Source organism: Acrocarpospora sp. B8E8 (assembly GCF_039871605.1).
Lineage (GTDB): Bacteria > Actinomycetota > Actinomycetes > Streptosporangiales > Streptosporangiaceae > Acrocarpospora > Acrocarpospora macrocephala.
Genome location: NZ_JBDPLV010000044.1, coordinates 1 through 24,188, shown reverse-complemented (window position 1 = coordinate 24,188; position 24,188 = coordinate 1). Strand labels below are relative to the sequence as shown.

19 protein-coding genes are annotated in these 24,188 nt (G+C 66.5%); 10 read left to right on the top strand and 9 right to left on the bottom strand.

Annotation, left to right across the window (positions count from 1 at the left end):
* Window positions 1-9: 9 nt before the first annotated feature.
* Window positions 10-2,094 carry a heavy metal translocating P-type ATPase gene (locus ABGB08_RS34160; protein WP_347598962.1) on the top strand — a complete coding sequence of 695 codons (2,085 nt, stop codon included), beginning with the start codon at window positions 10-12 and terminating at the stop codon, window positions 2,092-2,094.
* Here the strand turns inward: ABGB08_RS34160 and ABGB08_RS34155 are convergent.
* The gene (locus ABGB08_RS34155) at window positions 2,091-2,789 is read right to left on the bottom strand and encodes a DUF2071 domain-containing protein (RefSeq protein WP_347598959.1); all 699 of its coding nucleotides are present in this window, start codon (window positions 2,787-2,789) and stop codon (window positions 2,091-2,093) included. The genes ABGB08_RS34160 and ABGB08_RS34155 overlap by 4 nt on opposite strands.
* Window positions 2,790-2,934: 145 nt before the next feature.
* Here ABGB08_RS34155 and ABGB08_RS34150 point away from each other — a divergent pair, with 145 nt between their 5' ends.
* On the top strand, window positions 2,935-4,629 hold the full coding sequence (locus ABGB08_RS34150; RefSeq protein ID WP_347598956.1) for a DUF4082 domain-containing protein: 1,695 nt from the start codon (window positions 2,935-2,937) through the stop codon (window positions 4,627-4,629).
* Here the strand turns inward: ABGB08_RS34150 and asnB are convergent, their stop codons facing one another.
* The 4 genes from asnB to ABGB08_RS34130 form a co-directional block, all read right to left on the bottom strand.
* Complete coding sequence (gene asnB, locus ABGB08_RS34145; RefSeq protein WP_347598953.1) at window positions 4,630-6,477, bottom strand: asparagine synthase (glutamine-hydrolyzing); 1,848 nt, start codon at window positions 6,475-6,477, stop codon at window positions 4,630-4,632.
* Between the two features lie 69 nt (window positions 6,478-6,546).
* Window positions 6,547-7,443, bottom strand: coding sequence for a carbohydrate ABC transporter permease (locus ABGB08_RS34140; RefSeq protein WP_347598950.1), 897 nt, complete (start codon window positions 7,441-7,443; stop codon window positions 6,547-6,549).
* A 15-nt stretch (window positions 7,444-7,458) separates the two neighbouring features.
* Entirely contained in the window at window positions 7,459-8,355 is an 897-nt protein-coding gene (locus tag ABGB08_RS34135) for a sugar ABC transporter permease (protein WP_347598947.1), read from the bottom strand.
* Window positions 8,352-9,773, bottom strand: a complete 1,422-nt coding sequence (locus ABGB08_RS34130) for an extracellular solute-binding protein (RefSeq protein WP_347598944.1) — start codon at window positions 9,771-9,773, stop codon at window positions 8,352-8,354. The genes ABGB08_RS34135 and ABGB08_RS34130 overlap by 4 nt, the downstream gene beginning before the upstream one ends.
* Before the next feature lie 234 nt (window positions 9,774-10,007).
* Here ABGB08_RS34130 and ABGB08_RS34125 point away from each other — a divergent pair, with 234 nt between their 5' ends.
* The 3 genes from ABGB08_RS34125 to ABGB08_RS34115 all read left to right on the top strand — a co-directional run bounded on the left by ABGB08_RS34125 (window position 10,008) and on the right by ABGB08_RS34115 (window position 13,706).
* A complete protein-coding gene (locus tag ABGB08_RS34125; RefSeq protein WP_347598941.1) occupies window positions 10,008-12,485 on the top strand; it encodes a glycoside hydrolase family 3 N-terminal domain-containing protein in 2,478 nt (825 codons plus the stop codon).
* Window positions 12,472-13,485 carry a LacI family DNA-binding transcriptional regulator gene (locus ABGB08_RS34120; protein WP_347598938.1) on the top strand — a complete coding sequence of 338 codons (1,014 nt, stop codon included), beginning with the start codon at window positions 12,472-12,474 and terminating at the stop codon, window positions 13,483-13,485. The genes ABGB08_RS34125 and ABGB08_RS34120 overlap by 14 nt, the downstream gene beginning before the upstream one ends.
* A gap of 71 nt (window positions 13,486-13,556) precedes the next feature.
* On the top strand, window positions 13,557-13,706 hold the full coding sequence (locus tag ABGB08_RS34115; RefSeq protein WP_347598936.1) for a hypothetical protein: 150 nt from the start codon (window positions 13,557-13,559) through the stop codon (window positions 13,704-13,706).
* On the opposite strand, the gene ABGB08_RS34110 is transcribed toward ABGB08_RS34115, so the two are convergent.
* Complete coding sequence (locus ABGB08_RS34110) at window positions 13,697-14,668, bottom strand: WYL domain-containing protein (RefSeq protein WP_347598933.1); 972 nt, start codon at window positions 14,666-14,668, stop codon at window positions 13,697-13,699. The two genes, ABGB08_RS34115 and ABGB08_RS34110, sit on opposite strands and share 10 nt — an antisense overlap.
* 78 nt (window positions 14,669-14,746) lie before the next feature.
* Between ABGB08_RS34110 and ABGB08_RS34105 the strand changes: the two genes are divergently transcribed.
* The 3 genes from ABGB08_RS34105 to ABGB08_RS34095 all read left to right on the top strand — a co-directional run bounded on the left by ABGB08_RS34105 (window position 14,747) and on the right by ABGB08_RS34095 (window position 18,874).
* Complete coding sequence (locus tag ABGB08_RS34105; protein ID WP_347598930.1) at window positions 14,747-15,490, top strand: 3-oxoacyl-ACP reductase family protein; 744 nt, start codon at window positions 14,747-14,749, stop codon at window positions 15,488-15,490.
* A 77-nt stretch (window positions 15,491-15,567) separates the two neighbouring features.
* Complete coding sequence (locus ABGB08_RS34100) at window positions 15,568-16,020, top strand: hypothetical protein (protein ID WP_347598927.1); 453 nt, start codon at window positions 15,568-15,570, stop codon at window positions 16,018-16,020.
* Window positions 16,021-16,228: 208 nt separating this feature from the next.
* Window positions 16,229-18,874: an exo 1,3/1,4-beta-D-glucan glucohydrolase gene (locus ABGB08_RS34095; RefSeq protein ID WP_347598924.1), complete on the top strand. Its 2,646-nt coding sequence runs from the start codon at window positions 16,229-16,231 to the stop codon at window positions 18,872-18,874.
* 161 nt (window positions 18,875-19,035) lie between these two features.
* Here the strand turns inward: ABGB08_RS34095 and ABGB08_RS34090 are convergent, their stop codons facing one another.
* Together ABGB08_RS34090 and ABGB08_RS34085 are read right to left on the bottom strand one after the other, a co-directional pair.
* Window positions 19,036-19,674 (bottom strand): hypothetical protein, encoded by a 639-nt coding sequence (locus ABGB08_RS34090; protein WP_347598921.1) that lies wholly within the window; start codon window positions 19,672-19,674, stop codon window positions 19,036-19,038.
* Window positions 19,675-20,179: 505 nt separating this feature from the next.
* Window positions 20,180-21,445, bottom strand: a complete 1,266-nt coding sequence (locus ABGB08_RS34085) for a hypothetical protein (RefSeq protein WP_347598918.1) — start codon at window positions 21,443-21,445, stop codon at window positions 20,180-20,182.
* 201 nt (window positions 21,446-21,646) lie between these two features.
* Here ABGB08_RS34085 and ABGB08_RS34080 point away from each other — a divergent pair, with 201 nt between their 5' ends.
* Window positions 21,647-22,786 (top strand): Fic/DOC family N-terminal domain-containing protein, encoded by a 1,140-nt coding sequence (locus ABGB08_RS34080; protein ID WP_347598915.1) that lies wholly within the window; start codon window positions 21,647-21,649, stop codon window positions 22,784-22,786.
* 195 nt (window positions 22,787-22,981) lie between these two features.
* A complete protein-coding gene (locus ABGB08_RS34075) occupies window positions 22,982-23,329 on the top strand; it encodes a hypothetical protein (RefSeq protein ID WP_347598912.1) in 348 nt (115 codons plus the stop codon).
* A 244-nt stretch (window positions 23,330-23,573) separates the two neighbouring features.
* On the opposite strand, the gene ABGB08_RS34070 is transcribed toward ABGB08_RS34075, so the two are convergent.
* Window positions 23,574-23,987, bottom strand: coding sequence for an NUDIX hydrolase (locus tag ABGB08_RS34070; RefSeq protein WP_347598909.1), 414 nt, complete (start codon window positions 23,985-23,987; stop codon window positions 23,574-23,576).
* Window positions 23,988-24,188 lie beyond the last annotated feature (201 nt).

Sequence of the window (24,188 nt, the reverse complement as noted above, 5' to 3'; positions counted from 1 at the left end):
GGAGTGGTGATGAACAAGTCGTTGGAAGTGCTCACCACAGAGCTCGTCATCGGGGGAATGACCTGCGCCGCCTGCGCGGCCCAGATCGAGCGCTCGCTGCGAAGTTTCGACGGGGTGACGGTGACGGTCAACTATGCGACCGAGCAGGCGACCGTCACCCATCCGGCCCATCTGGACCCGGCGACCCTGGTGGCGGAGGTCGAGCGCGCGGGCTACACGGCCGAACTGCGCCACGCGACGCGCTGCGAGGAGGAGCCGCTCAGGGGGCTGGAGGAACGCCTGATCATTTCCGCGTCCTGCGCGGCCGGCGTGTTCGCCCCGGCGGTGATCCCGGCGCTGGGAGTGCCCGGCTGGCAGTGGGTCTCGCTGGCGCTCACCCTCCCCATCGTCACGTACGGCGCGTGGCCCTTCCATCGGGCGCGCACTCTCGTGTCACTGGGCATCCTGGCCTCGTTCGGCTGGTCGCTGTGGACCCTCGCGTCCGCGGCGAACGTCTACTTCGGGGTGACCGCCGCAATCACCCTCATCGCCCTCACCGGCGCCTACTTGGAGGCCAGAGCCAAACGCCACACCGGTACGGCCCTGCGCGCCTTATTCGATCTCGGCCCCAAAGACGCCACCCTCCTCCGCAACGGCGAAGTGATCCACGTCCCGGCCGACCGTGTCACCGTGGGAGACGCCTTCCTGGTCCACCCCGGCGAGAAGATCGCCGCCGACGGTGTCGTGATCGAAGGTCACTCCGCCGTCGACGCCAGCCGGCTGACCGGCGAATCCATCCCGATGGAGGTCGGCGCAGGTGACCGGGTGGTCGGGGCGACGGTCAACGCGGGCGGGCGGCTGATGGTGCGCGCGACCCGCGTCGGCCATGACACCCGCCTGGCCCAGATCACCCGCCTGGCCGAAGCCGCCCAGTCCGGCAAGGCCGAAGTCCAGCGCCTGGCCGACCGGGTGTCCGCGGTCGCCGTCCCATTGGTCCTCTCGATCGCCGCCACCACCCTGGTGGCCTGGCTCGCCCTGGGCGCGCCCGCGCCGGACGGGATCGGCGCGGCCATCGCCGTCCTGATCATCGCCTGCCCGGCCGCGCTCGGGCTGGCCACGCCGACGGCGCTTCGGGTCGGCACTGGACGTGGCGCTCAGCTCGGCATCCTGGTCAAAGGCCCGGACACGTTGGAGCGTGCCCGCCGGATCGACACGATCGTGCTGAACAAGACCGGCACGGTGACCGAGGGCCGGATGCGGTTGACCTCCGTGATCGCCGCCGAAGGCGAGTCCCGGGAGGAGATCCTCGCGTTGGCGGGCGCGGTGGAGCGTGCCTCAGAGCATCCCATCGCCCGGGCGATCGACGAGGCCGGCGGTTCGGCCCTGCCGGTCGAGGGGTTCGCCGCGTTGCCCGGGCGCGGTGTCGAGGGCTGGGTGGCCGGGAAGTGGGTGCTGGCCGGACGCCGGGAACTGCTGGTCGAACGGTGGGGCGAGCTGCCGGACTCCCTGGAGAAGGCGCTGGCCGAGGCGGTTGGAACGGTGATCGTCGTCGGGTGGGATGGGCTCGCGCGCGGCGTGCTGGTGATCGCGGATGCGGTGAAACCCATGTCGGCACGAGCCATTCGGGATCTGAAGGCTCTTGGGTTGTCGCCGTTGTTGCTCACCGGAGATCGGGCATCCGTGGCCGCTCGGGTGGCCGCTGAGGTTGGCGTTAATTTTGTGCTGGCCGGGCTGCTGCCCGAAGGGAAAGTTGAGGCGATTCGGGCGTTGCAGCGGCAGGGACGCGTGGTCGCGATGATCGGCGACGGCGTTAACGACGCGGCGGCCCTCGCTCAGGCCGACCTCGGCATCGCGACGAGCACCGACAGGACGATCGAGGCCTCCGACATCACCCTGGTTCGTGGCGATCTACGCGTGGCTTCCGACGCGATCCGCCTTTCACGGCGAATCCTGACGACCATCAAAGGCAACCTCTTCTGGGCATTCGCCTACAACCTGGTGGCTCTCCCGCTGGCCGCGACAGGCCTGATCTCCCCTGTGGTCGCCGCCGCCGCGATGGCCCTGTCGGGCGTCCTCGTGGTCGCCAACAGCCTGCGCTTGCGCCGATTCCGCTAGTGCCACATTCCCACGCGTACGGGGACACCGAGGGAGGCGTGCAGCAAAGGTGGGTTGTCGGGGGCGGGGAGGTTGGCGGCTTGGAGGATGGTTTCGTCCAGGTGGGTGAGGGTCGCTTTGTTGAGAGGCCAGGGCGGATGTTCGACCGTCGCGGCGGCGAGGCGGCCGGAGACCAGGTTGAAGAGGCGGTAGCGGGCGGTCAGGAAGTGGGCCAGCTCGTCGGGGTTGTCGAGGTGGGGGCCGACGTTGACGTCCAGGTTGGCCCGGACGCCGGTGTGGCGGCGATGGCTGCGGTAGGTCCAGTGGGTCGCATTTCTGGTGACGGACATGTCCGACCAGAAGTAGGGAAGTCGGAAACCGGCCCGGCCGCCCAGAACGGCGGGGAGGCGGGCGGCGTCCAGCGAGAAGAACCAGACGCCGGAACGGCCGGACTCGTCGTGGACGTAGGTGCGGACGTTCGTTTCGGGGAAACGGGACAACCAGGGCAGGGGAGGCGTGCCGGACAGCCGTACCCCTTTCATGAGAAACGGGACCAAGCCCACCCAGGCACTGCCGTCGAAGGTTTCCACCGTGAGGCCGGGCGGCAGAAGCGGGGCGACGACGCCGGCAGGATAGCGCCAGTGCACAAAGGTCAGCTCCGACCAGCGCTGGTGCATGACCGGTCTGGACACGGTAGGGGACGGCGGGGCTCGCATAACCTGCTCCTACCCGGGAATGAGTCGGCATATTTGGCGAAAATGATGCGCGTCTGTTACCTCACGCGCCACAATAGCCACCGGAACCCAAGGATCGGTCCATACGAGCACGACATAACCGGCGACTCGCCCGGAGGTCAGACGCATGGCCAGCACGCACTCTCCTCGTGACCTGGAGTCCGAACCACGCCGCCCCTGGCGCTTCATCGTGCCGGGGGTCGTGCTCGCCATAGCGGTGCCGGTCGTCATCCTGGCCACCCGGAGCGAGTCCTCGGTGGTTCCCATCGCGGCCGAGCAGCCCGCCACCACGCGGGAGCTCAAGGAGACCAGCCTCTGGAATCCGGCGGCGCAGATCACCCCGACCCGCTACTCGGACCGGGCCTCCCTCGAACTCGGCACCCGGTTCACGGTGACCAAGGAGGGCCGCGTCGCCGGAGTGCGCTTCTTCAAGGCGGCGGGCGAGCGCGGCAAGCACACGGGCAGCCTGTGGAGCTCCCGGGGCGTACGGCTGGCGCGGGTCACCTTCACCGCCGAGACCCGATCGGGCTGGCAGGAGGCGCGCTTCGCGCAGTCCGTCGTGGTACGGCCAGGACAGACGTACACGATCTCCTACCACAGCGACAACGGCACCTACGCGGCCACCCGCGGCAGCCTCGCCACCGCGGAACCGCTCGCCGCCGCCCAAAGGCGCACCGGCGTCTTCCGGTACGGCAAGAGCCGCTTCCCCGAAAAGTGGAACCCCAAGAACTACACGTACTACGTAGACCCGATCTTCCAGTGGTGGGAAACCACACCAAAGCCGAACCCGGCCCCGCCGACCACCCCCTCGGCCACGCCGACGATCACCGTGACTCCGACGGTCACCGTGACCCCGACGGCGACGACCCCGAGCGTGACCCTCACGCCCGTGCCCATCCCGTCGCCTAGCCCGACGCCGACCCTCACCCCAGTGCCGTCGGCCACCCCAACGCCTTCGCCGTCACCCTCACCTTCGCCCTCGCCGTCACCTTCGCCCACCCCGACGCCGACTCCCAGCAAGGACCCGGACCCCATCCCAGCCGGAAAGTTCCCCAACGCGGCAAACACCGGCGTGACCCCCGGGACCCAGCTCACGGTCGTCAACGGTGACCAGACCTTCTCCACCAACGGCCAGGTCATCACCGGCCGGGAGTTCCGTGGCTTCGTCAAGGTCACCGGCTCCAACATCACCTTCAAGGACTGCGTGTTCCGCGGCGGCTCCACCAACCGCACCATCCCGCTGTTCGACAGCACCCGCGGCAGCAACACCGTGGTCACCGACTCCGAGTTCGTCCCCGCCAACCCCAGCGCGGGCGTCGACGGCGCGTGGACCCGCAACACCCAGATCCTGCGCAGCGAGTTCCGCGGCAGCACCGACGGCATCAAGGCGGGCAGCGGCACCCTCATCCAGGACTCGTTCATCCACGACATGACCTGGTTCGCCTCCGACCCCGACCAGGGCGGCGGCCCCACGCACAACGACGGCGTGCAGTCGATGGCGGGCGAAACCGGCGTGACCCTGCGCCACAACACGATCGACATGTCGACCACGAAGGACGCCAACGCGGCCCTGCAGTCGTCCGCGCCCAACAGCCTCGTGGTGGACAACTTCCTGGACGGCGGCGGCTGCACCCTCAACTTCAGCCACAACGGCCTGAACGGCGCCCTGACCGGCATCAAGGTCAATGGCAACAGGTTCGGCCGCAACTCCTTCTTCAAGTGCCCGATCCTGCTCAGCACGCGCACCACGCTGTCGGAACTCACCGGCAACGTCTTCGACGACACCAATGGCCCGATCCCCCAGCCGGAACGCCACGACTAGCTAGACGTCCAGTTTGACCTGGTAATCCCTGAGCCAGGCGTCGAGCTGGAGCATGCGCTCCAGCGGGGCCCGGTGGCCCAGCGAGCTCGTCTCGTCCAAGGGCTGCCGGAGCCTGGCGCGCATGGCGGCCAGGTCCATGATCCGGCGGCTGGGCAGGTCGTAGGTCCGCATCAGGTCGCGGACGGCCTGGCGCAGGGCCTGCTCGTAGCCGGGGTCCTGGGTGGACGGGTACGGGCTCTTGACTCGTTGCAGGACCGACTCGGGGAGGACATCCGCGCAGGCCGCGCGTAGCAGGCTCTTCTCGCGGCCGTCGAAGGTCTTCATGGCCCAGGGGGCGTTGAAGACGTACTGCACCAGCCGGTGGTCGCAGAAGGGGACGCGGACCTCCAGGCCGACCGCCATGCTCATGCGATCCTTGCGATCCAGGAGCATCAGGACGAACCTGGTCAGGTTCAGGTAGCTGATCTCGCGCATGCGCCGTTCGTGGCCGGTCTCCCCGGGCAGCCGGGGCACCTCGGTGAGCGCTTGGTGGTAGCTGTCGGCCCGGTAGGCGGGAACGTCCAGCGCCTCCCGCAGATCCTCGTCCAGCATGTCCAGGTTGGCGCCGCCGCTGATGTCGCCCAGCGCCAGCCACGGGAACATGTCGGCGTTGACCGCCACCGGGTCGTGGAACCACTGGTAGCCGCCGAACACCTCGTCGGCCGATTCGCCGGACAGGGCGACCGTGGAGTGCCCGCGGATGGCCTTGAACAGCAGGTAGAGCGAGGTGTCCATGTCGCCCATGCCGACGGGCAGGTCGCGCGCGTGCAGCACTCGCGCTCGGACCGCCGGGTCCATCAGCTCACCGGAGTCGAGCACGATGTCGGCATGCTCGGAGCCGACGTGGCGCACCAGATCGTGCACGTACGGCGTGTCAGGGGTCGCGCGCGCGGCGTCGGGCTTGAAGTTCTCGGTGTAGCCGACGAAGTCGACGGAGAACGAGCGGACCGTGCCCATGCCCTGGGCGCGCAGGTCCATGGCGGCGAGCGCGGTGACCGCGCTGGAGTCCAGGCCGCCGGACAGCAGCGTGCACAGGGGAACGTCGCTGATCAGCTGGCGGGTGATGATGTCGTCCAGCAGTCCGCGCACCGTGGCCACGGTGGTCTCGACGTCGTCGGGGTGCTCGTAGGACTCCAACTGCCAGTAGCGGCGCTTGGTGATACCGGAACGGCGCACTGTGACGGTTTGGCCGGGGCGCACTTCGTACATGCCTCGGAAGATCGCGTGTTCCGGTGTCTTGACGAACGCCAGCATCTCGCGCAGCCCGTCCGCGTCGACCACCCGCTCGGCGAGCGGGTTGGCCAGGATCGCCTTGGGCTCCGAGCCGAACAGCACTCCCTGCGCGGTCGGGTAGTAGTAGAGCGGCTTGATGCCCATCCGGTCCCGCACCAGCAGCAGTTCCTCCCGCCTGACATCCCAGACGGCGAAGGCGAACATGCCGTTGAGATGCTCGGCGAGTTCCTGACCCCATTCGAGGTAGGCGCGCAGCACGACCTCGGTGTCGCTGCGCGTCCTGAACCGGTGCCCGCGTGCCTCCAGTTCCCGCCGTAGCTCCAGGAAGTTGTAGACCTCCCCGCTGTAGGTGAGCACGGCCAGTTCCCGCCCGTCCTCCTCGGCGACCATCGGCTGCCGCCCGCCCGCGAGGTCGATGATGGCCAGCCGGCGATGCCCGATCGCCGCGTGCGCCGCCGTCCAGAGCCCTTCGTCGTCCGGCCCTCGGCAGGCCATCGTGTCCACCATCGCCTGAGCGATTTCCCCGGACCTGGTCAGGTCCCGCTCATAGTCCACCCACCCGGTGATTCCGCACATGCTAGTGACAACACCGTGATCAGAAACCGATATGCCCAGGTCAAGCACTCTTTGATGTCAGTAGGGGAATTATCTGCTGAAGCCTGCGGTCAGGCCGCTGAGGAGCTGGCGGCGGCCGACGACGTACAGGATGAGGATCGGGAGGGTGGTGAGGACGACGGAGGCGAGGATGGCGGGGACGTTCACGCTGTACTGGCCCTGGAAGGCCCAGAGTGCGAGCGGCAGGGTGCGCTTGTCGGGGCTCTGGGTGAGGATCAGCGGCAGCAGGAAGCCGTTCCAGATCGTCAGCGCGTTGTAGATCGCCACCGTCACCACGGCGGGCCGGGTGAGCGGGAACGCCAGGCGCCAGAGCGTCGCCCACTCGGTGGCGCCGTCGATCCGCATCGACTCGAACAGTTCCCTGGGCACGTCGCGGATGAAGTTGGACAGGACGAGCACGGACAACGGGATCGCGAAGGCGATCGACGGCAGGATCATCCCCAGGAGGCTGTCGTACAGGTGCAACCTGATGATGATCAGGTAAATCGGGATGATGGTGGCTTGCAGCGGGATGGCCAGGCCCATGAGGAACAGCGAGTTCACGACGCGCAGGACCCGGCTGGAAGCGCTCCGCACGATCGCGTAGGACGCCATGAAGGACATGAGGACCGCGGGGATCACCGCGCCGAGGGTGACGATGAGGCTGTTGATGAAATATTGCGCGAAGTCGGCCTCGATGACCATCTGGTAGTTCCGCAGCGTCGGTTCGGTCGGCGGCGCCAGCGGGTTGGTCACGTAGTAGCTGCTCTGCAGCTTGAAGCTGGTGATGACGATCCAGTAGATGGGGATCACCACCACCGCCAGCCAGAGCCAGCCGGCCACACCGGCCAGCCAGTTCCGGTGGCCGCCGACCGCGCCCTGGTGGGGGCTGGACCGGGGCCGTGCCGCGGCGGTCCGCTCGGGTTCTTTGGTCAGGGTCGTCGCCATGTCTTTTCCTTGATGTCAGGCCCCTTCCATCTGGCTGGCGGCGGGATCCCGCCCGCCGAGCCTGCGCAGCAGCAGCGCCAGCGCCAGGCCCACGAGCACGAGGATGGCGGCGATCGCGCTGGCCGGCCCCATCAGGTTGGCCTGCCAGCCGCGCTTGTACATGTCCAGGGCGAGCACCCGGGTGGCGTCGCCTGGGCCGCCCTCGGTCAGCACGAAGATGAGGTCGAAGAAGGTCAGCGACCCGACGACCATGAGGGTCGAGGAGGTGATGATCGTGTATTTGAGCTGCGGCAGGGTGATGCTGAAGAACCGGCGGACCCGTCCCGCGCCGTCCAGCTCCGCGGCCTCGTACATCGAACGAGGGATCTGCCGTACCCCGGCCTGGTAGATCAGTGAGTGGAACGGGATGAACTGCCAGGACACGACGAAGATCACGATGCCGAAGGCGAGGTGGGCCTCGCCGAGCCAGTCCTGGGCCAGCAGCTCGATGCCCAGCCCGGCGCCGAGCCCGAAGTTCGGGTCGAGCAGCGCCTTGTACGTGATGGCGATGGCCGCCGAGCTGAGCAGCAGCGGCACGAAGTAGAGCACGGCCAGCACGGCCCGGTAGCGCTGCCGACCGGCCAGGAACACCCCGAGCAGCAGGCTGGCCGGGGTCTGGACCGCCCAGGACAGGGCCATCACCAGGAACGTCACCCACAATGCGTGCGGCAGGCCCGGGTCGGTCAGCACCGCGTGCCAGCTGGTGAAGCCCGACAGGCTGATGTCGCCGATCCCGTCCCACGAGGTGAAGCTGAGCGCCAGCACCCCGACCAGCGGGATCACGGCGAAGCCGACGAAGAACACCAGAGCGGGCACGGCCAGCCACGCGAGGGAGCCATGACGACCTCGCGTGGTGGCCGGGGTCACGCTCACTTGCCGATGACCGCGTTCATGTTGGCCGCGAACTCTTCCGGTGTGATCGACAGCTGGAACAGCTGGGAGATGTTGTCCAGCAGGGTCTCCGCCGCGGTCGGGCTGAGCGCCTGGTCCCAGGACTGTCCGAACGCCTTGGCGTTGCTGGCCACGCCGTACACGAACTCCAGCCATGCGGCGTCCTTGGTCGAGGCCAGCGCACTCTCGGAGCCCTTGGCGATCGGCACCGAGCCGGTGTCGATCCACTGCTTGACCTCGTCGGGGGACAGGACCTGGGTGGCGAAGAACTTCTTGGCGATCTCCTTCTGCTCCGGAGTCGCCTTGGAGTAGATCGACAGGTACTGGCCGGGGTTGCCGACGGTGTTGCTGGGGTCGCCCTTGCCGCCCTCGACCGGTGGGAAGTTCATGTAGCCGAGGTGGCCGCCGGAGACGAAGTCGCCACCGTCCAGAGCCATGCTCCCGTAGGTCCAGACGCCGTGCAGCATCATCGCGGCCTTGCCCGTGTAGAGCAGCGCCTGGTCGGCGTTGGAGTCCGCGGTGATCGAGGAGAAGCCCTTGATGAACCCGTCGGCCTTGACCAGGTCCTGCACCTTGGTCAGGGCGTCCAGCGCGGCCGGGTTGGACCAGGCGTCCTTCTGGGCGTCGAACACGGCCCCGAACAGCTCGGGACCGCCGACGCGGTCGAAGAGGAACTCCAGCCACATCATGTTCGTCCAGCGGGACTGCCCGCCGAGCGAGAACGGCGCGATGCCCGCGGCGTTGAACTTGGGCACCAGCTCCATGATGTCGCCCCAGGACTCCGGCGGCTGGACGCCGACCTGGTCGAAGACCTTCTTGTTGTAGAACAGGACGATCGGCTGGACCGCCTCGGCGGGCATCGCGTAGATCTTGCCGTCGATGGTCGCGGCGCCGAACGAGGACGGGAACAGCCGGTCCTTGATGGCGGGGTTCTGGTCGAACCACGGGGTGAGGTCGTCGACCTGGCCGGCCTGCACGTAGGTGCGCAGCGTGCCACCGCCCCAGCCCCAGATGATGGTGGGCGCCTGCCCGGCCCCGAGCGCGGTCTTGATCTTCGTCTTGTACGCGTCGTTCTGGAAGGTCGTCGCGGCGATCTGAGTGTTGGGGTTGGCCTTGTTGAACCTGTCCACGGAGGCGGTGCGGATGCCCTCCTGCGGCTGGGTGCTCAGATACCAGTAAGTGGCCTTGCCGGCGGCGGCGCCGCCCCCGCTCGCGCCGCCGCCGGTGGGGGTGGGGCCCGAACTGCCGCAGGCGGCGAGCGCGGCTCCCACGGGCACGCCCATGGCGAGGCTGAGGAAAGTGCGGCGAGATGGTGTCCTGGGCTCCACGCTGATCTCCGTACTCGAGAGCTGGTTGATCATCGGATGCGGTGGCCTGCCGTCGAGGATCAGCACCCCCATGCCGTACGCCCTTGAGCCGGTCTACCGAAACATTTGCGACATGACCGCGCGGGTTGGAATCTAAGTTTCACGTGTTTGCCTGTCAAGAGGCACTTGGGGCGGCTGTGGAGATTATGTCGAGACATAGGCATTGAACTGGGATTTTAATGCGGATATTGTCTGGCGGGCAGGTCACGCCACTGTCTCGAAATGTTTCGAAAATTCTCGGCAAGTTGATCGTGAGGAGAGCAGCAGATGACCGCTCCAGACCGGGTCACCCGCCGGTGGCAGGACCCGACGCTTCCCGTGGCCGACCGGGTCGACGCGCTCCTCGCGGAGATGACCATCGAGGAGAAGGTCGCCCAGCTCGGCAGCCAGTGGGTGGGCAACGAGAAGCTCGTCGCCCAGGAGCACGACGCCGCCGGGACGATGAACGTCGCGCCGCTGCAGGATGTGCTGGCTGCGGGGACCGTGCCGTTCGAGGAGGCCGTACGGCACGGGATCGGGCAACTGACGCGCGTGTTCGGCAGCGAACCGGTGACGGCTGCGGAGGGGGCCGCCGAGGTGGTACGGCTTCAGCGTGCGGTCACTGAGCATTCCCGGCTGGGAATTCCGGCACTCGTGCACGAAGAATGCCTTACGGGATTTACGACTTATGGTGCGACCGTATATCCGGCCGCCATTGCCTGGGGGGCGACGTTCGATCCCGAACTGGTGGAGCGGATGGCTGCGGCTATCGGGCGGGATATGCGTGCCGTGGGCGTGCATCAGGGGCTGTCGCCGGTGCTTGATGTGGTTCGCGACTATCGATGGGGGAGGGTCGAGGAGACGATCGGGGAGGATCCGTATCTGGTCGCGATGCTGGGTAGCGCGTACGTGCGCGGGCTGGAGGGTGCCGGGGTCATCGCCACGCTCAAGCACTTCGCCGGGTACTCCGCGTCGCGGGCGGCTCGCAATCACGGTCCCGTCTCGATGGGGCGGCGCGAGATGATGGACGTGATCCTGCCGCCGTTCGAGATGGCGATCACGCTGGGTGGGGCGCGTTCGGTGATGAACTCCTACTCCGACGTGGACGGGGTTCCGGCTGCGGCCGACTCCTGGCTGCTGACCGATTTGCTGCGCGGGGAGTGGAGGTTCACCGGGACGGTGGTTTCGGACTATTGGGCCATTCCGTTCCTCGCCACGATGCATCAGGTGGTCGCCGACACCGGGGAGGCGGGGGTGCTGGCGCTCACGGCGGGCATCGATGTCGAGCTCCCCGACACGCAGGGCTTCGGGCCGCACCTGGCCGAGCGGATCGCGCGGGGCGAGCTGCCGGAGTCCTTGGTGGATCGGGCGGCGCGTCGGCTGCTCACCCAGAAGGTGGAACTCGGGCTGCTCGACGAGGCCCGCGAGATGGCCCAGGGGTCGGTCGATCTGGACTCGTCCGCCAACCGCGTGCCCGCCCGCGAGATGGCCGAGGGACCGGTCGACCTGGACTCTCCGGCCGACCGCACGCTGGTTCGCGAGATACCGGTCGACCTGGACTCTCCGGCCAACCGCTCGCTGGCTCGCGAGATGGCCGAGCGGTCGATCGTCCTGCTCGACGCCGGAACCGCGTTGCCCCTGGTTGGGGGCGGCCTGCGGCGGATCGCCGTGGTCGGGCCAGGGGCGGACGATCCGCGCGTTTTCATGGGGTGTTACGCCTTCCCCAACCATGTCCTGCCCCGCCATCCGGGCCTCGGGCTCGGCCTCGACGCGCCCAGCGTGCTTGACGCGCTGCGGGTCGAATTCCCGGACGCCGAGATCGTCCACGAGCGGGGCTGCGAGATCCGGGGCACCGACAGGTCGGGCTTCGCGGCGGCGGTGTCCCGTGTCCGGGCGGCGGATCTGTGCGTCGCCGTCGTGGGGGATCGGGCGGGCATGTTCGGGGAGGGGACCTCCGGGGAGGGCTGCGACGCCGAGGATCTGCGGCTGCCCGGGGTGCAGGAAGAGCTGGTGGCCGAGCTCGCCGCCACCGGGACGCCGGTCGTGGTGGTCGTCGTGTCCGGGCGGCCGTACGCGCTGGGACAGGTGCACGGGAAGGCCGCCGGGCTGGTGCAGGCGTTCATGCCCGGGGTGGAGGGTGGCGGGGCGATTGCCCGTATAATCTCGGGTCGTGTCCAGCCCGGAGGCAAGCTGCCCGTACAGATCCCCCGTTGGCCGGGCGGGCAGCCGGGCACGTACCTGCAGCCGCCCCTGGGAACCGACAGCCAGGGCATCAGCAACCTCGACCCGACGCCGCTGTTCCCGTTCGGCTACGGCGCTTCGTACACCACCTTCGAGGTCGGCGATCTTCGGATCAGTGACGCTGAGATTCCCACCGACGGCGAGTTCACTGTCTCCGTCCGGGTTCGCAACACCGGTGCGCGAGTGGGGGAGGAGGTCGTGCAGCTGTACCTGCACGACGTGCTCGCCCAGGTCACCCGGCCGGTGAGGCAGCTGGTGGGCTTCGTGCGGGTGGCGGTCGATCCTGGCACGAGCCGGGAGGTGCGGTTCCGCGTGCACGCCGACCGGACCTCCTTCACTGGCCGTGACCTGCGGCGCATCGTCGAACCCGGGGACGTCGAGGTGCTCGTCGGCACCTCCGCCGCCGACCTGCCCTGCCAGGGTGCGGTCCGGCTGACCGGTCCGGTGCGGGTCGTCGGGCCTGGTCGGCGGCTGGTGACACCGGTAGACGTCGGCCCGCCGAGGGGAACAGATGCCGAGTCCTAGACGTGCCACGCTGGCCACCGTCGCCGCCTCCGCGGGCGTGTCGGTCGCGACGGTGTCCAAGGTGCTCAACGGGCGTAGCGACGTGGCGCCCGCGACGCGTTCGCTGGTGCAGTCGCTGCTGGTGCAGCACGACTATGTCGCGTCCTCGCCGCGCCGGGGGGAGAGCGCGGGGCGGGACACGGTGGAGGTGCAGCTCGACAAGGCGCTCAACGCGTACTCCACCGAGATCCTTCAGGGGGCGGTGGAGGCGGGAGCGGATGTCGGCGTCGCAGTCGTCGTCAGCGTGCGGCAGCGGGCCGCGCGGCCGGTCGCGTGGGCTCGCGATCTGGCCGGCGCGGGGCGGCGGGCGTTGATCGCGGTGACCAGCGAGTTGACCACCGGGCACCTGAGCGCGCTGTCGCGGGCACGCCTGCCGCTGGTCATGATCGATCCGTTGAACCTGCCGCGGGCGCGGGTGACCAGCATCGGGTCGACGAACTTCTCGGGTGGGCTGGCGGCGACGCAGCATCTGCTCTCGCTCGGGCATCGGCGGATCGCCTATATCGGCGGCCATGCGACGGCGGCCTGCCATCAGGCGCGGATGCATGGATATCGGGCCGCCATGGAGGCCGAGGGCGCTGTCGTGCTTCCGCATTACGTGCAGACAGGGCATTTTCAGTATCACGACGGTGTGGTGGGCGGAGCGACGCTGCTCGACCTGCCGGAACCCCCAACAGCGATCTTCGCGGGCAACGACGCGACCGCCCTCGGCATCATCGAGGCCGCCAGGGCGCGGGGCCTGCGCATCCCCGAGGACCTCAGCATCGTCGGCTTCGACGACACCCAGATCGCCCCGATGGCCTCACCCCCGCTGACCACCATCCGCCAGCCCCTCCGGGAGATGGGCGCGGTCGCCCTGCGCACCGGCCTCCGCCTGGCGGCGGGCGAGAAAATCGACTCCCATCACGTCGAACTCGCCACATCACTGGTCGTCCGGGGATCGACCGCCGTGGCCCGGTAGGACCACTCAGCCGGGTATCTCGGGCACGAGTGGGACTGGGTCACCATCGATCTTCTGGTTCTCATAGGAACATGACGATCGACATTGCCGGGCTGGAACTGCTTCCGGACGGGTTCGTGGCCGGAGTGAACGGGGTTCGCGGGCCGAAGACCTGTGCGACCACGTGCTACCCGAAGACGTGCACGAGAGTCAGCGTGGTCGGACCTACTCGTCACGTGTAGCGCGAGGCGAGTGCCTTCGCCGTGGCCGCCAGCTTCTCGCGGAGGGCGGGAGGGTCGAGGACCTCGCATTCGGCGCCGAGTCTGAGGAGTTCGCCGTGGGCGTGGATGAGAGACTCGATCGGGATGGTCGCGGTGATCCAGCCAAGCTCGTCGGGGGGTGACGCCGTCTCGTTCACCGCGTTGATCACTTGGGCGCTCATGGTTTCGGTGAGCCGTTCGCGTCCGGGGGGCGAGAGCCGTACCACGGCATGGCCTTGGATGAGACGGGTCCGGAAGTCGATCAGGTGGTCTCGCCAGTACGTGGCGAGATCGAAGCCAGGGGGCCTGGTGAACGTCTCGTCTGTCACCTGGAGGTCGAGGATCTGGCTGACGCGGTAGGTGCGCAGCGTTTCCTCGCAGCGGGCGACGAGATACCACTTGCCCGCTTTGAGAACCAGCCCATAAGGCTCCAAGGTGCGCTTGACCTCGGATGGCTCGCGCCAGCGGTGGTAGAGCACGTGGATGATGCGCTTGTCCCAGAGTGCGCCCGCGACGGCTGGAAGGTGGGGGACCTGGTCGCCGTCGTGGTACCAGCCGGGGGCGTCAAGGTGGAAGTGCTCGCGAATGCGGCGGGAGCCTTCGCGCAGGTCCGGTGGGAGCGCGGCCTCGATCTTGAGTTCTGCGGTCGCGGCGAGGGCGCCGAGGCCGAGTTCGGCGGCGGGGCCGGGTAGCCCGGCGAGGAACAGCGCTTGGGCCTCCTGTTCGGTCAGCCCGGTCAGCCGGGTGCGGAAACCGTCGAGCAGCTGGTAGCCGCCCTGGTGCCCGGCCTCGCCGTACAGGGGGATTCCGGCGGTGTGGAGCGAGTCCACGTCGCGGTAGATGGTTCGTACGCTGACCTCGAGCTCGTCGGCGAGCTGCTGCGCGGTCATGCGGCCCCGAGCCTGCAGCAGGAGAAGGACGGACAAAAGCCGAGAGGCTCGCATTCCATCGACAATACGTGTCAGAACGCTGCGTCCGATCGCCGCCAGACGGGCGCACCATTATTGGCCAGGCTTTTCGTCATGAACAACGCACTTGACGGCAAGGTGGCCCTTGTCACCGGTGGTGGTCGCGGCATCGGCGCTGCTGTGGCGCTGCGCTTGGCCCAGGACGGCGCCGATGTGGCACTGACGTTCCAGCAGAATCAGCAGCGCGCCGATGACGTGGTCGAGCAGATCAAGGTGGCGGGACGTCGGGCGATCGCGGTACAGGCGGACAGCGCCGACCCGGCGGCGATGACCGCCGTGGTTGACCGGGTCGCCGGTGAGCTGGGCCGGCTGGACATCCTGGTCAACAACGCCGGCGTGTTCCTGCTCGGACCGCTGGAGCAGCTGAGCCTGGAGGAGTTCGAACAGACCGTCGCGGTCAACATCAGGGCCCCGTTCGTCGCTTCACAGGCCGCAGTCCCTCACATGTCGGCTGGCGGCCGAATCATCAACATCGGCAGCAACGTGGCCGAGCGCGCCGTGTTTCCTGGCTTCGCGCTGTACGCGATGAGCAAGACCGCGCTCATCGGCCTGACCAAGGCGCTCGGTCGCGAACTGGGCCCCAGGGCGATCACCGTGAACCTGGTGAACCCGGGTCCTACGGACACCGAACTGAACCCGGCTGACGGCCCCAACGCCGACACGATCAACGGGTTCACCGCACTCGGCCACTACGCGGCACCGGCCGATGTGGCCGCGACTGTGGCATTCCTCGCCAGCGCCGACGGGAGGTACATCACCGGGGCGACGGTCAACGTCGACGGCGGCTTCACCATCTGATCACCGCGCCAAGTCTGAGGAACTCGACGGTGCTCCACTGACAATACGTGTCAGTGGAGCGCCCATATGGTCCGGTCATGGCAAACAACTTCGATTTCCTGGTCGGCACGTGGGACGTGGCCAACCGCAAGCTGCTCAAGCGCGGCGTCGGTTGCGAGGACTGGGAGGACATCCAGGCCACCACGGTCGTGCGGAGCTTCTTCGGCGGCGCGGGCAACTTCGACGAGATCACCTTCGACGGTTACAGCGGCGCGACCGTGCGGCTCTACGACGCCAAGACCGACCTGTGGTCGTTGCACTGGATCGACAGCAGGGTCGGCATGGACCCCATCCCGTGCGTGGGGCGGTTCGGCGACGACGGCGTGGGCCGGTTCTACGCCGACGACACATGGGAGGGGCGCCCGATCCGGGTGCGGTTCATCTGGTCCGCGATCACGCCGACGTCCTGCCGCTGGGAGCAGGCCTTCTCCTACGACGGCGAGCAGACTTGGGAGACCAACTGGATCATGGACTTCACCAGGACTGGCTGACTTCATGTAGAGCGCTCTCTCGGTTCCACGGCTACTGGCCCTCTGACATGCACTAACACGCGAAATAAGCCACAGCCTTGGGAATCTGGTTTAGGAAACGTCGTTTCCTGTGGTGAGAGAGCGCTCTTGTGAAGTTATTGACTCAGAACCGTAACCCGGTCAGGATTCGGCGTGTCGGCAGCCGTTTGCGACCGAGAACGGACTCTTTATGAACAGACCCCTCACCCGGCCACGCGTGTACGCGATCCTGGCCGGGCTTGCCCTCCTGACCGGAGGGATCGTCCCAAGCGCGAACGCCGACAGCGGCAAACCCGGCAGGCAACCGGAGATCGGGCAGCCCGCCATGGACCACGGCTGCGCCCGGATCGAGAAACGCCTGCCCACGCTCTCCGACTGGCCGAAGGTCAAGAGCCGGATCAACCGCGACTCCGCCGACGAGAAGCGGGTGGCGAAGATCCTCGCCGGGATGACGCTCGCCGAGAAGGTCGGCCAGATGACCCAGCCGGAGATCGGCGCCATCACCCCCGATGAGGTCCGGCAGTACAGCATCGGCTCGGTGCTCAACGGCGGCGGCTCCTGGCCAGGCCGGGACAAACACGCCACCCCGCAGGCGTGGCTCAGCCTCGCCGACGCGTACTGGGAGGCGTCGGTCGGCACCCGGACGAAGATTCCCGTCATCTGGGGCATCGACGCCGTACATGGCAACAACAACGTCTACGGCGCGACGATCTTCCCCCACAACATCGGCCTCGGCGCCGCCCAGGACCCCTGCCTGATCCGCGACATCGGCGAGGCCACCGCCGAGCAGATCCGCGCCACCGGCCAGGACTGGGCGTTCTCGCCAACCCTCGCCGTGGTACGGGACGACCGCTGGGGCCGTACCTACGAAGGCTTCTCCGAGGACCCCCGGATCACCCGCGCGTACGGTTACGAGGCCGTCCGGGGACTCCAGGGCGGCAACTCCCACCGGCTCGGCAGCAAGGGCGTCCTCGCCACCGCCAAGCACTTCATCGGCGACGGCGGCACGCTCAAGGGCGCCGACCAGGGCGTTAACCCCTCCTCCGAAGCCGAGATGATCAACATCCACGGCCAGGGCTACTACGGCGCGCTCGCCGCCGGCGCCCAGACCGTGATGGTCTCCTTCAACAGCTGGACCAACGCCGACCTCGGCATCAACGAGGGCAAACTCCACGGCAGCGACCTCGCCCTGAACCAGATCCTCAAGAAGAAGATGGGCTTCGACGGCGTCGTCGTCTCCGACTGGAACGGCATCGGCCAGGTCGCCGGATGCACCAACGCGAGCTGCGCGCGGGCCGTCAACGCCGGCATCGACGTGTTCATGGTGCCCAACGAGTGGAAGGCGTTCATCGCCAACACCATCGCCCAGGTGGAGTCCGGCGAGATCCCGATGGCGCGCATCGACGACGCGGTCACCCGTATTCTGCGCGTCAAGCTGCGCGCCGGCCTGTTCAGCGCGCCCAAGCCCTCCGCCCGTCCGCTGGCCGGTTCCGCGGACGCCCTCGACGCAAAGCGCCTGGCCCGCGAAGCCGTACGCGAGTCGCAGGTCCTGCTCAAGAACAAGGGCAAGGTGCTGCCGCTCGACTCGCGCGCCAAGGTCCTGGTCGTCGGCAAGAGCGCCGACAGCCTGCAGAACCAGACCGGCGGCTGGTCGCTGACCTGGCAGGGCACGGGGAACACGAACGCCGACTTCCCCAACGGCACGACCATTCTGGGCGGTCTGCGCGAGGTGCTCGGCACCAACGACGTCACTTTCAGCGAGACCGGTGACGGGGTCGATCCGGCGGCGTACGACGCGGTCATCGCGGTGATCGGCGAGACCCCCTACGCCGAAGGCGTCGGCGACCTGTCGCGGCGCACCCTGGAGGCGGCCAAGCTCTACCCCGCCGACCTCGCCGTCCTGGACAAGGTCACCGGCAAGGGCGCTCCGGTGGTCACCGTGTACGTCACGGGCCGTCCCCTGTACGTCAACAAGGAACTCAACCGCTCCGACGCGTTCGTGGTCGCCTGGCTCCCCGGCACCGAGGGCGGCGGCGTCGCCGACCTGCTCGTCGAATCCCGGCATGGTGCCGGCTACCAAGGCAAACTCTCCTACTCCTGGCCGAAGAGCGCCTGCCAGACCCCGCTCAACCCGGGCACGGAGGACTACGACCCGCTCTTCCCGCTCGGGTACGGCTTGCGCAACGGCCAATCCGGAAATGTCGGACAGCTGGACGAGACCTCGCCTGAATTCCCGTGCGGCCAGACCGGCGGCGGAGGCACCGCGACCGAGGATCTGGAGCTCTTCAACCGGACCGACATCGCGCCGTACCGGAGCTTCATCGGATCACCGGAGAACTGGGGCGGCACCGAGATCGGCGTCGACGGCACCGCCGCGCACGCCGAGATCAACGTGGTCCCCTCCGACGTCAACGTCCAGGGCGACGCACTCAAGGCGACCTGGACCGGCGCCGGCCCCGGCCAGATCTACCTCCAGAACCCCGCCGGCGGCACCGACCTGCGCGCCTACCTCAACGCCGACTCCGCCCTGGTCTTCGACACCATCGTCCACGCTCCCCCGGCGGCCCGAACCGTGATCAGCCTGCACTGCGTCTACCCGTGCTTCTCCGAGGTCGTCGCAACGAACCTGTTCACCGGGCTCGCCACACAGGGCACCAAGGCGACCGTCAAGATCCCGATCGCATGTTTCGCGGCGACCGGCCTCGACATGGAGAACGTCAACACGGCGTTCCTGGTGTACACGGAGGCCGCGTTCTCCGCCTCCTTCGCCAACGTCCGCTGGGTCCCCCAAGCCGCCAAGGACCCCGACGCCTTGAAGTGCTCCGACCTGACGTGACAACAAGCCAGGCCGGTCGTGCCCGCCACGACCGGCCTGGCCCGTCCGCGAAAGGTGGGCCTGCGCCACCCCACCTCGGGCGGGAGCAGGTCTCAACTACGCCCAGCCCGAAGTGAACGTACCCGTCACCACAGAAGCGCTGATCATGCTGAGGCGGCCCGTCAGAGTAGGGTCGTCACCGTCGTCCCGTCGTGTCGATCCACAAGCATGATCACCAAATTCAGGCGCTCGCGGGCAAGGGCCGGTAGGCGCTGTACCAAGCCCCGATATTGTGGATGATCAGGAAGGGCGAGTCCGTATCGGGCATAGGGGTCCCGAAGGCGTTGGACGAGTTCACCCAGTGCTCCGATGAAGTAGTTGACCTGCTGCGGGGGACTGGCAGCTTCGCCTTTGGCCTCAAGATACAGATGATCGTCAGCGCGATGGGCCTCGATGTCTATCCCGTGTGCGCGGCCCCAGGCAACGGTAACGCTGTAGCCGAGGCCTTCCAGGTGGGACTTCACGGCCTCCTTCACCATGTCTTCGGTCAGCAGGCGATCACCGCTTGAGTTCTTAGAAGAAGCTGTACCCGGGTCGCTCACGCCCTTCGCCGACGAGTTCGCAGCGATCAGCATGTTTACGATCTTCCCGTCCGGGCCGGTCAGCCGGGTGATCTTCCCTCGTGCTGCCAACTGACGGCAGACCTGGTTGATCGTTTGACGCTGGGAAGCATCGAGACGCCGGGCGAGCGCGTCATCGTTGAGGGGGTGACTGGAGATGCGTAAGGCTTCTACGATGCGTTCCGCCCACGTGCTGCTCACGCCCAGACGATATCCACACTCCTCCTTGGCCACCAGAGTTTGGCATCTTGTTGGACCCGAGAATCCGCGTTCGATCAGGTGACCTGTAAGTCAGGCGGCCAGAGGGAATTTCGCCCCCGACCTGCAGCCGGGTCGCGAGGTCCCAGCGGACGCCGTCCTTGGACTGGGTGCCATCGGGGCGTCATCACCTGTGGTATCACGGTAGGGAAGAGCCACCACATCGGTCCGTCTCCTAATCTTCCGATGGGCAGAGTCATGTGATGTCACGCTCAGTGAGTAGGAGACGAGATCGACATGTAAAGGAAGCCGTCCCCTGCCATCATTGTGAAATGATTTATCCATGTTTCTGCAGGTAGGCGGCTTGCGTGTGACGAACATCAACTTGACTCGAAGGCACCCAGCAACTGATACTGCTTGTGCGTCCTCGGACGCAATACACGCTGTGCCGGACGTAGGGGCCGGTGAATGAGAAAAGCTAAGGGCGGCCTATAGGCCGCCCTTAGCGCTAGCAGAGGCTGCTGGAGATCGCAATCAGATGGCTGCCCAGCCTCTGATCCAACCCAGCAGCAATCCCGACGTATCTTGACCCGACCCTGCCGACCTCACCCCGAGGCAGCCGAATTGGCATGGTGGTCCCATCGGCACGGCGCGCTATCGCTAGCGGGGTGCCAGTAAGAGATGCAATCTCCACAATCGTCGGCATGGTGGGGTCCCCCTCGGTCGGGTACGTAGCGCACGGCTCAAGCCCTCCAACCCAGCGAACAGTGTCGGAGCCCTCCCGCTGCACAAGAACACGCCTGTTCAGGTGCATGTTGTCAATGGTCGCCTCCACCCTGAACAGCTTGTCTCCATCGTTCAGCCGAAGGGTTACTTGGGTAGGACTAACCCTTTCAGCGACCACAGCCTCCCGAAGATTGGAGGCACAACCACCAACACCTGACTTGCTGAGCATGACCAACGGAAATTCCCGGCCACGCTCGCCCAAGTCGACACCAATCGGATAGAGGTCGTGCTTGGTGGCCTTCGCAGGCTTGATTCCTCCGAACTCCTGGATCAGAGCGCTCCCGTAAATGCCGGTACGATGCCTCAGCTTGACGACATCCTGCCCCTTTCGTCGCACGACTCCGGTTACAGACCACCGGTAGGGCTTGCCCCACTGCAGGAACGCGAGGGCTGAAACCTGATCCCGCACATCATGACCCCACGACCCCCGAGCGGCGGTCATGATCCTTATGGCCGCTTCGCCCAGAAGGATCCAGTCGATGTCTCCCCTCCTGTCCACACCCGAGGTGGCCGCTGCGTACACTGGCACGCCGAGCCGCTTAGCAAACGAAAACATCGGCGTCAGGTCTGAGTCCTTGCTGATGAGCACGATCGCTTTGGAGGGGGAAGCTTCATGGCGTGACGCATAGGCCTCATCAGCGATGGCTCGCGCACACAGGACGTCTACCTGCTTCTCCTCCATCTTGTTGTAACTGTCCCGCAGGTATCCCTCAAGGATCTCTCCACCCTCATTGCGAAATCGAGCCGCGAAGTCTTGGTTCAACGTGAGGGCGGCGCTCAGCCTCGAGCTGGACCCCGACGCGCGCGTTCCCACCGCGGCAATGACCTTGCCCACTGCGAAACCATAGAGTTCGAGCGCCTGCCGTACGCCCGAGACCCCCGGGTAGCGCCTCGCACCAAGCACCTCTTCTGCCTGACCCGCTAGGTTGCGAGAATCAATGATCGCAACAGCAGGGATCAGGCCACCCAAAGGAACCACGGCACTCATAGCTCCCACCCAATCCGACCGAACACATCGTCCACTCAGTAGCTTTACTCAACACAGCGTCTCCCAGGCTAGATAGTACCAACCAAATCCCGGGTTTCGTTGTATCTTCGAGGCATGGACACGTCGCGCTTTGAAAGATCAGACTTCGGGACGTGTGCGGCAGGTGACGAGTTGGGATTCTCTTGGTTCCAGCCTGCGCCCATGCCGCAGAGCCTCTCCTTGGAGAACGAGACGATCATGGCGTTGTCCGACGCCGAGGCCGCTCTGGGCCGCTTGAGTGGTGTCGCTCGACGCCTCCGGGAACCCGACCTACTCCTTAGGCCGTACGCCGTGCGTGAGGCCTTGGCGAGTGCCCGGATTGAGGGCACACAAGCCCGACTGACGGATGTGTTCCAAGCAGAGGCAGCCGGAGCCGAACCAGCATACGGCGATCTTCGAGATCTGCATGCTCACCTGAGGGCCGCGGAACACGGCGTCCGCGAGGTCCGAAGTCGCAGGCTCGATCTGGAGCTCTTGCTGCAGCTTCACGCCATGTTGATGCACGGCTCGGCCCGGACGGCATCCGGTGGCCGTCTCCGAGATCAACCGGTATGGATAGGCTCCCCAACAGATCGGCCAGACAACGCGGTTTTCGTGCCGCCCATCGGGCAGGCGATGCACGACTCACTGGCCGACTTCGAGGCGTTCCTCCTTCGTCCTCCACGGCTCCCTACACTGGTTCGCTGCGCTCTACTCCACTACCAGTTCCTGACCGTCCATCCATTGCTAGATGGCAATGGCCGGATCGGCCGGCTACTGGTTCTCCTCTTCCTCATCCAAGAGGAGCGACTCCCTGTACCGCTCCTGTACCTGAGCGCATACTTCGAACGCCATCGCGTGGAGTACTACGACCGGCTGCAAGCCGTTCGCGAGAAGGGGAGGATCCAAGAGTGGCTACAGTTCTTCCTTACTGCGGTGTCGGCTCAAGCCGATGACGCCATGCAACGAGCAGATTCGCTTCTCACGCTACGGGAGCAGTACCGATCAGAACTCGCAGGGAATCGGAGCAGGGCCAGCGAAGCAATAGAACTGGTATTCGATAATCCGATTCTCACCACTCGACTAGTCCGAAGCAGTCTGGGCGTCACCAATCAAGGCGCGCTAAACCTCATCAGGCATCTTGAAGGTCGCGGCTGGCTATCGAAGCTAGAGGTTCGCCAAGGCCGCGGAGGGTCCGTTTTCTGGCTTGCGCCGCAGGTCTACGCAGTCATCAGCGACGAGCCTGCCGAGGGCTACCGGGAGGGAGAAGCATCGGAACTATCAACGCAGTCCACCGAGTCGTTGACAGGAGTTCGGAACTGACAACGAAACTATGAAGCAACAAAGAAGTCTCAAGAGGAGTGACTCCATCGTTGTAAGTTGTGATCCCAAATGTTCCCAATCATCCCATCTGTCCTGATTCTCTGTGGTGGGCGTGATCATTTAGGAGATCGCAGAACTGGCGGCCATCCGCCAGCGCCCAGCTATCACTCCGCCCGCGGGAGAGGAGGAAGCCCCATGAACACCTACTGGTTCACCATCAAGACCACTGGCTTCCCTGAGGAGCAACTCATCAGCATCTCCGACAAGCTTTATGGCCTGCTGGAGGAGAGCGGAGGTGTAGACGCGCTTGTAGCCGGTGATGCGCGTGGAGGTGAGATCGAGTTTTCCCGTGAGGCCGAAGACGCGGTCATCGCGATCGTCTCCGCGATCGAGCAGGTCGAACAAGCCGGTCTGGTAGTAGTGGGAGTGACAGAGGACATCGTGGACGTCGACAGTATTGCCGAACGGTCCGGAGCCGGCGCGGCAGCTGTCTCCCACTGGACGTCCGGTGCCCGGGGGGTGGAGGATTCCCCCGGCCCGTGATCGGGCGTAGGCGTGGAAGCCTGTGGTCCTGGTCTCAGGTGTCGCGGTGGCTTGAAGAGCGGAAGCTGGGCAACGTCAACCATGCGGCCGCGGAAGTCGCCCGTGTAGCGCGATTCTTTGACGCGGTGCTCATCGCTCGACGAGATCGAGACGATGTGATTCCTTCCTATCGGCAAGAGCGAGTCAGAGGCTTGCTTGCCGACTTGATTGCGTGACAAGCAGATCAGAATCGCGATCGCCTCGTCTACCTCGCGGGTTCGTGCGGCCTGGAGAACCAGTCGGCGATCGACCGCTTGTAGCCTTGCGGCATCGGCAGGTCCTTCGCTTCGTGTTCGCTGAACAGGCCTACCTGCTTGTGCTCATGGCTGAGTACGGGCGGCTGATCGGTATCGACCGTGGCGCCATAGGTCACGATCAAGACGTCGGCGCCTTCGCGGATGTGGTACTGCCAGGAGTCCAGGATCGGCCCGATCTGCGCTTCCCAGCCGGCCTCTTCGCGGATTTCACGCACGAGGCAGTCCGGCGGGTCTTCGCCGAGCTCCAGTTGGCCTCCGGGCAGCTCCCATTCGTCGCGTTCATTCCGCAGGAGCAGTACCTGGCCATCACGGACAATTACGCCCTTTACCGATACAGGAAACCTATGTGTGCGATGGCTCATCGGCGGTTACCTCTATCCGTTGATGGCTGTGCCCGGGCATTTGGCTGCTGGGCTGGACTAGCTCGGGTGGTTGCCAGGGCTGAATGCGTTCTCACATCGTGAGACCGAGAGCGATCAGTGGGTGTTCGAAGTTGTCGCGTGCCCATCGGGTTCCATCGGCGATGTTGGTGAAGTTGAGCAGGCGTAACGCGCCAATCGCGT